This window comes from Nitrospirota bacterium, assembly GCA_037386965.1.
In the GTDB taxonomy this organism is placed as follows: domain Bacteria; phylum Nitrospirota; class Thermodesulfovibrionia; order Thermodesulfovibrionales; family JdFR-86; genus JARRLN01.
This window is the reverse complement of sequence record JARRLN010000010.1, coordinates 35,043-42,385: the sequence shown is the minus strand read 5'-3', so window position 1 is coordinate 42,385 and position 7,343 is coordinate 35,043. Positions and strand designations below refer to the sequence as shown.

Genomic DNA, 7,343 nt, shown 5'->3' with positions numbered 1-7,343 from the left:
ATAGAGTACAAGAAAAACGTTGATTTTCCAAGGCATGAGGAAGGCCCGGACAATGGCCGGGCAATGAGCGCACCTAAGGTATTGATTTTTAAATAGGCGTGGTGTTTTCGAATCCCACCTCTCCGCCACCTTTTTCTTTATTCAACGTGTTGCCTCCCTTTTTGTGCACGAAAAACCGTCACCAAATCGTCACCAACGGTTTTAAATAATTTCAACTCTGCTATTTGTCTTCCTTCCTGTAACAAACGGTTGACATTAGTCATCAGGAAATATAGATTACATCCAGGACCCTGCACCCGCGGAGATTATGAAAGTCCCGAGGATTCCTTCTCGTATCCTGCAACAATTCTTTCCTAGCCTTCTGTGAATATCTCGACTAATCAAAGCACGGCCGCAATAGATGGTAAAAAAGACTTGACTTTTACAACTATAGTTAGTAGAACACGCGGAACCAGGTAGCAGGCCGTCACGCCAGAGGAACTTTGCTTTTAGGAAGATAAGATAACAAGGATAGTTGATCATGACCGAATTAAATCCTTTTCAGGAAAAATGCGAGGGAGAACTGGCAAGACGACTTGCTCTCCACGGTGTTCACATTACGGACAGAAAAATTGTAGAAGGAGCGCCTACATCATTTTCGGAAGCCGAAACCTTCATTGAAGCAATTATTGGCGATATTTCCATATGGATCTATGATGACTCCGCTGACGTCAAATCTGATACTGGGACACAGTGCTTTGAAGCTCCGGATTATAGGACAGAAGATGAACTCATAAAGGCTTTTGTAGATAAAGTTGTGTCTCTTCTGAGGGAGGGCGAAAGAGGACAATTAGGTTATTGGGCAAAGGGACTTGGAAAGGCGGATCAGGGTGGCATTTTCATCTTGCTCCTGCAATTGTTCAAAAAATCGACCTATGACTCGAAGGCTAGAAATTAGAGGATTTTATTTCAAGAACATTGAGGTATGTGGTCTAGTGAAATGATGCTGCAGCCCGATGAGCGGATATATTTTCTGGAATGTACTTCATATTCAGAAAATAATCCTCAAGGATACGATGATCTGCCTGTTTTCCACCGAGATGTCTGGCCCTTGATTGAGAATAATATTGATTCCATAGAGACGATTTATATATTTCCACCACATGAGGAAGAACCAGAGGTCATCGAGAAGGAAATCATCAAGAATCTCTATCGCGAACAGTTGAGATGGCGAAATGTTAAGCACAGAAGCTATTACGGAGGTCATCTCGACGTTTACTTCAGGACCAGCGACTTATCCTTCATATCACGCTTGATCAGCCTTTGGCGACAGCCGTGTCCGTTGATGAATACAGTAGAAGACTTAAAGATCGAAGATTATAAAATTATCTTCCTTAGGAACATAACGAAAGAAATGGACGAGTCTTACGTTCTGTTCGGATTCGGGCACGATGGAGATCCTTTATATCTTTTTGGTCAAGTGAATACTCTGGCCACTATTGCAGACGAGAAGAGAAGAGGCTCTCAGGTAGATGGCCTGGACAATCCGACAGCGAAAGGCGGTGATTTTTTCGAGTGAAGAAGCAAAGCCCCGCGTTAATGTGGCTCGCCCTGTGTATTTCTTTTCGAATGGTACGATAGATAGTATGCTGAATAATTGCGAAGTAGCCTATGTACACCGCGCTCCATTGCATCATTTGATTTCGCACACTTGGAGGGGGGAAGTCGTAGTTATCAAAAATCGAAGCCGGCGCGGACTTCAGAAAGAAAGGTATGACCTTGCGCTCGCCGTGCTTCAGGGCCTCCGCCGCCTTGTGGGTGCCGGCGAGCTCGAAAGGGCCCACCTGCCTGAGGAAGTGGAGGCGCAGACGGCAGTCCCCGGAAGCCGCCGCCCAGCTTTCCCCTCCTTCTCCTCCCTGAGACCGAAGTGCTCCACGAGCTTCCCCTAGGCCTCCCTGAGCAGATCCTCGTCTGAGAGGAAGATGTAGAAAATATGGGAACATATTAGCAGCGTGCTGTTTCCTTTGTCTTCCCCTATATCCGGAAGAGCCCCCGCTATGCCGCCTGGGAGAAGCACCCCCAGTAGGGGGCCAGGTGCTTCTTGACCGTCTCTATGACCTTCCTGGTTTCCTCCAGGCTGCGCCCCCTGCCGAGCCCTGGCGGGGCGGGATAGGGCTCCTCAAGCTCCAGCTCTACGCCGGTGAGCCCGCAGATGGATGCCAGCCACCCCCGGGGCAGGAGCAGGCCCTCACGGTCGTAGCCCGAGCCCACAAAGCTCACCACCTTGCCCCCGCACACCCTGTGCGCGGTCTTCCGCACCCGGCCTGCGATGTCCCGGAGCCCTTTGAGGGTAAGCCCCATCTGCGTTATGCCATCGCTATAATGCGTGTCGCTCCCGTCCACCATGAGGATGACCTCGGGCCCGTACTCCTCGGCCACCGGGGTGAAGACCTCCTCCAGGGCCATGCCGTAGGCCTCGTCGCCCGTATGGGGCGGGAGGGGAACGTTGATGGAGTATCCCTCCCCTTCGGCCTCCCCGGTCTGCTCCACCCTGCCCCAGGCGGGTCCTGGGTATAGGGTGCCGGTGTCCTGGTGGAGGGAAAGCAGGAGGACCTGGGGGTCCCTCGAGAAAATCTGGTACAGGCCTTCGCTGGCGTGGGCATCGGTGTCGATGATCATCACCCGCTCCACCCCATGGTTTCGTATCAGGTTCCTGGCACAGATGCCGGTGTCACTGAAAACCCCGAACCCCCGCTCCTGCTCCCGGGAGGCGTGCTGCACGCCCCCGCCGATGGAGGCCGCCTTCTCGAACTCCCCGGTCTGCACCAGCTCCCCAGCCAGCTTTCCCGCACCGGCCATGAGCCTGGCCGCCCTTACCAGAGGAGGGGAAAGGGGGGTGTCCATGGGGTCCCGGCTTTCGCACCTCTTCGTCGGTGGCATAGGGCGGCTCCACCACCTGGAAAAGAGGGTTGTCACCCAGCTTCTCCTCGAACAGGCGCATGAAGTTCCGGTATCTTTCTGCGGTGAGGACGTGACCGAGGTCGTATTCCCGTATCTTCTCGCTGTAGAGGATTGCCGTGGCCATCGCTCACCCCAAATGAGAACGCTCTTCCCATTTTCCCGCGCTTTGCCCCGTTCGTTAACCCTTCTTTTTTGAAACAGCGGCTCCGGTCTTCTCTCAGAGGCAGCCCACTGCCCCTCGGTGCGCACCGCATGGTCGGAGCCGGAGTGCTCGGTGAAGACACGGAAATAGTACTGCTCCTCCTTGCTCCTGATTACCGGGTGCTCCGCCTTCCACTGCTCGAACTCCGCGTCGCTCATCTTCTCCTCGAAATACTGCGGGAGCACCTGGGCGGAGCCCGAGCTCTGGGAGAACTCCTGCTTCACCCTCCAGACCACGGAGCAGGGAAGCATGTCCTCGAAGGCCTTCCGGAACATCCACTTCTCCACCGTCTGGTCCCCCTCGCTCCTCATCAGGTAAGCTCCGAACGCTTTCGGGCGAGGAAGTTTGCCGAGTCCTTTCGAGACACGGCTTTCTAAAAGTCCGGCGCCGAGGCAGCCATATTGCCATATAGAAAAGACTTCAAGTCAGTACGATCACCGTTCCGGTCTCGGCACATGGCAACCTGCGCATTGGTACATTGCTGTCCATCATATGACAATCAGCCCTCCCGCGAAGCGAATTCGAAGCGTGAGTCGCGCTGCCGCTGCCCTCAACCGTAAACCCCAAGCAGAAGTTCTCCCTGTGACAGAGCCATTTGGCTTTTGACGAGTTGCGCTCTTCTTCCTGGAAGCCGCAAGGGTCTCAATTTCGAATAACTACGACTTCCCCCTCCAAGTGTGCAAGAAGCACGAGGTGATTAATGTTGCGGCATATACCACCCACAAAGCCGTGGCTTCAAGACGGGATAATTCGTTGATTAGTCTTGAACTCCTCAGTTAGTACGCCGCATCGAGCACCTGGCGCATCTTCTGCAGGAGTTCTACAGGCGCGGTTGCGAACAGATACCATCCTTTGCCACGTTCGTGTAAATGGACCTGTTGACGAGGCCAGAGAAATAGTGTCCAAGCAACCGAAAATGAGACATTGGCAAAAAAACTGTTAACGCGACCACAAGAAGAGAAATCGCCGCTTCCCGAAATTTCGAGAAGGATGGCCGGACAAAAAGCCAAATAACAAGGCCTAGCAGTGACACGCAGACAAACACAAGACCCAGTATAAACGGTATTAGGAATGTGACGTCGCGAATGTATAACCTGAAGGCGAGATATATAAGCAGAACCAGGCAGCCGGTATAAATCCCAACTTTAAACAATCGCGGCATTATCAGCATCCTTCTTCATGTTGCCAACAACTTGATTTACCTTTTTGGTCATCTTAACACAAACAGGAAGATCCCGAAACGGGGATAAATGTCTTTGATCTCTATCCGGGCCGGGTTTTCAGGGGCTCTCCTCCTTGCGGGGCAGCTCTACCGTCACTTCCGTTCCCTTCCCGGGCTCGCTCTGGATGCGGATGTTTCCTCCGTGCTCGTCGACGACCTTCTTGGCTATCGCCATGCCCAGGCCCGTCCCGGCGCTCTTTGTCGTATAGAAGGGCGTGAAGATTTTTTGGAGGGCTTCCCTGTCGATACCCGGCCCGCTGTCTTTTATTCTGGCCAGGACGTTGCCCTTTTCCATGCGTGCCGAGACCGACACGGTCTGGCCCTGCGCCGATGCGTCCACGGCGTTGTCGATGAGGTTTGTGAACACGCGCTCGAGGCGGTAGTGGTCCGCCATGGCGGTTAACGGCTCGGCGGGAAGGTCAAGCGAGAGGCCCACGGCGCGTTTCTCGGCCTTGGCCCTGCAGAAATCGCACGCCCGGCGCACCGCTTCCGAAACGTCGTTTTCCTCAAGCGAGAGCGTGGCAGGCCTGGCAAAGTCCAGTACGTCGCTCACTATCTTCTGCATCGTCCGGGCCGATTCCGATATCACCCGTGCGGATTCCCGGGCGTTCCCCTTGCCCTTTTCAATCCGTCCGGCAAAGCCGAGAATGGTAATCAGAGGGTTCTTGAGCTCGTGCACGATGGTCGTGGCCGCCTGCCCCAGGCCGGCGAGGTATTCGGCCCTCTCGGCCTGCCTGCTCGATTTCCTTTCCCGGTCCACCAGGAGGCCGGCGAGGACCGAGAATATCCCGAAGAGCACGAGATGCAGCAGCTGGTCGGTGAGGGTGAGGACCGTCTCGACCCGGGAGAAGAAAATATACGGAAGGTAAAGCGCGCAGACCAGCACGAACGTCAGTATCGCACCCCGCGACCCGAATGCGATAGCCGCGATAAGGACCGGTATGTAGTAAAGCTCGGTATATATCCTGTGGAGCTCGCGGATGCCGGGGGCCTCGGAGTAGTGCAGATAGGTAATAAACGCCGTAATGACGACAATGACGATTATGGGGAGTCTTTTTCTCTGCATCGGGCCTCGATGTGTTTTCGAGCCTCATGCGGACTCGTTTAAAGGTCCCTCCTCCAGGGCTTTACGCTTCGGCCTTCTCCGCCTTCAAAAACCGCGCATGTACGGCCGCGATGACGGTGCTCGGCGGCACGGGCACCGCTTCCGTTGCCCCGGAGGCATCGTGATTTTCGCCAAAGAGGGTTATTCTTTCACGTATTTTTCCGGTGCGAGGTCGAAGGCCTTCTTGCAGTCGGCGGAGCAGAAGGAATACGTCTTGCCCTTGTACGTTGAGACGTGTTCCGCCCTGGCCGCGTCCACCTTCATGCCGCACACGGGGTCCCGGGCCGTTCCGGCGCCTTCCCCCGCAGCCTCCGATACCGCGGGGCGCCCGCCGAGGTCCTCTTTCGCATGGAGGAGCTTCTCTTTGCGCGCCTCCAGGCCCCGGCGGTAGGCCGAGAGGTCCTCGGCTATTTCGGCAAACAGGGCCTTGGCCACCTCGTTGGAGGAGGCCTCGGCGGAGCGCCGGAAGAACTCCTCCTCCGCCTCCTGCCTGGCGATTGCCAGGTTGAGAATTTCAATCATGTCCTCGATGTCACGGAATTGCGCCACTGCGCCCTCCTCACGGGCTTAACGATGGTTCAGCCGGCCGCCGTAGTACCCCTCGGCCCCGGCCCCCAGAAGAAGAAGCAACATGCCGAACGAATAGAGCCATAACCACCCGGTATGAAGCGCGTCGGGGAAGACGGAGCGGATGAAGACCAGAAGAAAGCTCAAGGCAATCATGGCAAAGGCTATTCTCATCTTGTATATGAATACCTTGCCCTTCATTCCTCTGTACCGGCCTTTCCATGTAAGCCAGCCGCTCAGTGCCGTGGGCAGCATCGCAGCCGCGCCGGCGAGAAGGCTGACGTATGCCGACAGCTCGAAGCACGCCCGTGCGGTCGCATGGTGCAGGGCCATGAACCCGAACGAGAGCATGAAGAAGGATATCGGAAAATGGGTGAACACCACGTGCCAGTGTATCTTGTATTTAAGAAGTACCGCCCGCCGGCCCTGTGCAGGTGAGGTGCTCATTTCACTCCCCCCGGCCCCGCCCCGGATTTACACATAGATGGTATCACCGGGGAGACCGTTGTCAAGCGCGGTTCACAATCTTTTCATAATTATTTAAAGGGTTCTTTTCATGCACGGATGCCGCGCCCGCGCATCGAGGCTCTCTCGAAGGGGGAAGCGTGCTCCCCTCCGGGGATTGCCTGGCCGCCCGTGACGGGGTATATTTCTTCAGAGAAAGGAGAGCGTCACGGCAATGCCGCCCCCGCCGCCCAAGCCGGTCCGCTGCGAGGTCCTCACCTGGAGGAGGGTGGCCCGGGACTGCAAGGCCCTGGCCGGCAAGATAAGGGCCTCGGGCTTCAGCCCGGACATGGTCGTGGCCATAGGGAGGGGAGGCCTCGTACCGGCACGGGTCCTCTGCGACTACCTGCACATAAAGGACCTCACGACGGTGAAGGTGGAGCACTGGGGGATAACGGCCGCGCCCGGCGAGAAGGCGGTTTTGAGGTTCCCCCTCTGCGTGGACATAAAGGGCAGGAGGGTGCTCGTCGTGGACGACATTACCGACACCGGCGACACCCTGGACGTGACCCTTGATTACCTGGGCCGGTTCCGCCCCGCCCAGCTCAGGTCCGCGACCGTCCTGCACAAGGCGGTCTCTAGGACGGTGCCGGACTATTATGTCCGCAAGCTCGTGAAGTGGCGGTGGGTGATATTCCCCTGGCACTTCTGGGAGGATGCCACCGCCTTCATCCGGGGACTGAGAGAGGCCGGCTTTAGGGACCCCGGGACCATCCGGCTGCAACTGCGGAGCCGCTACCGCCTGGAAGTCCCGGAGGAGACGGTCAGGGAGATACTGAAGGAAATCGGCGGCGGCTAAGAGG

Annotated in this window: 7 protein-coding genes and 1 pseudogene; 4 read left to right on the top strand and 4 right to left on the bottom strand. The window is 56.1% G+C overall.

The features are described 5' to 3' along the window. Positions 1-520 precede the first annotated feature (520 nt). Positions 521-937, top strand: a complete 417-nt coding sequence (locus P8Y39_02740; protein ID MEJ2191252.1) for a hypothetical protein — start codon at positions 521-523, stop codon at positions 935-937. Positions 938-979: 42 nt separating this feature from the next. Then, entirely contained in the window at positions 980-1,558 is a 579-nt protein-coding gene (locus tag P8Y39_02735; GenBank protein MEJ2191251.1) for a hypothetical protein, read from the top strand. A gap of 476 nt (positions 1,559-2,034) precedes the next feature. Here P8Y39_02735 and P8Y39_02730 read toward each other — a convergent pair whose 3' ends face one another. Continuing rightward, the gene (locus P8Y39_02730; protein ID MEJ2191250.1) at positions 2,035-3,453 is read right to left on the bottom strand and encodes an asparagine synthase-related protein; all 1,419 of its coding nucleotides are present in this window, start codon (positions 3,451-3,453) and stop codon (positions 2,035-2,037) included. Positions 3,454-3,455: 2 nt separating this feature from the next. On the opposite strand from P8Y39_02730, the pseudogene P8Y39_02725 reads away from it, so the two are divergent. Further along, positions 3,456-3,638, top strand: a pseudogene (locus P8Y39_02725) (type II toxin-antitoxin system HicA family toxin). Between the two features lie 784 nt (positions 3,639-4,422). On the opposite strand, the gene P8Y39_02720 reads toward P8Y39_02725, so the two are convergent. From P8Y39_02720 to P8Y39_02710, 3 genes are all read right to left on the bottom strand, one after another. Then, positions 4,423-5,430: an ATP-binding protein gene (locus P8Y39_02720; protein MEJ2191249.1), complete on the bottom strand. Its 1,008-nt coding sequence runs from the start codon at positions 5,428-5,430 to the stop codon at positions 4,423-4,425. A gap of 180 nt (positions 5,431-5,610) precedes the next feature. Then, complete coding sequence (locus P8Y39_02715) at positions 5,611-6,018, bottom strand: YHS domain-containing protein (protein MEJ2191248.1); 408 nt, start codon at positions 6,016-6,018, stop codon at positions 5,611-5,613. Positions 6,019-6,036: 18 nt separating this feature from the next. Continuing rightward, on the bottom strand, positions 6,037-6,483 hold the full coding sequence (locus tag P8Y39_02710) for a hypothetical protein (GenBank protein MEJ2191247.1): 447 nt from the start codon (positions 6,481-6,483) through the stop codon (positions 6,037-6,039). A gap of 232 nt (positions 6,484-6,715) precedes the next feature. Between P8Y39_02710 and P8Y39_02705 the strand changes: the two genes are divergently transcribed. Continuing rightward, positions 6,716-7,339, top strand: a complete 624-nt coding sequence (locus tag P8Y39_02705; GenBank protein MEJ2191246.1) for a phosphoribosyltransferase — start codon at positions 6,716-6,718, stop codon at positions 7,337-7,339. The last annotated feature ends 4 nt before the right edge of the window (positions 7,340-7,343 follow it).

Bases quoted from the DNA above. Each gene is read 5' to 3' on its own strand.
- P8Y39_02705 (MEJ2191246.1), top strand. From the start codon at position 6,716: ATGCCGCCCCCGCCGCCCAAGCCGGTCCGCTGCGAGGTCCTCACCTGG.
- P8Y39_02740 (MEJ2191252.1), top strand. From the start codon at position 521: ATGACCGAATTAAATCCTTTTCAGGAAAAATGCGAGGGAGAACTGGCA.
- P8Y39_02730 (MEJ2191250.1), bottom strand. From the start codon at position 3,453: ATGAGGAGCGAGGGGGACCAGACGGTGGAGAAGTGGATGTTCCGGAAG.
- P8Y39_02710 (MEJ2191247.1), bottom strand. From the start codon at position 6,483: ATGAGCACCTCACCTGCACAGGGCCGGCGGGCGGTACTTCTTAAATAC.
- P8Y39_02720 (MEJ2191249.1), bottom strand. From the start codon at position 5,430: ATGCAGAGAAAAAGACTCCCCATAATCGTCATTGTCGTCATTACGGCG.
- P8Y39_02735 (MEJ2191251.1), top strand. From the start codon at position 980: ATGATGCTGCAGCCCGATGAGCGGATATATTTTCTGGAATGTACTTCA.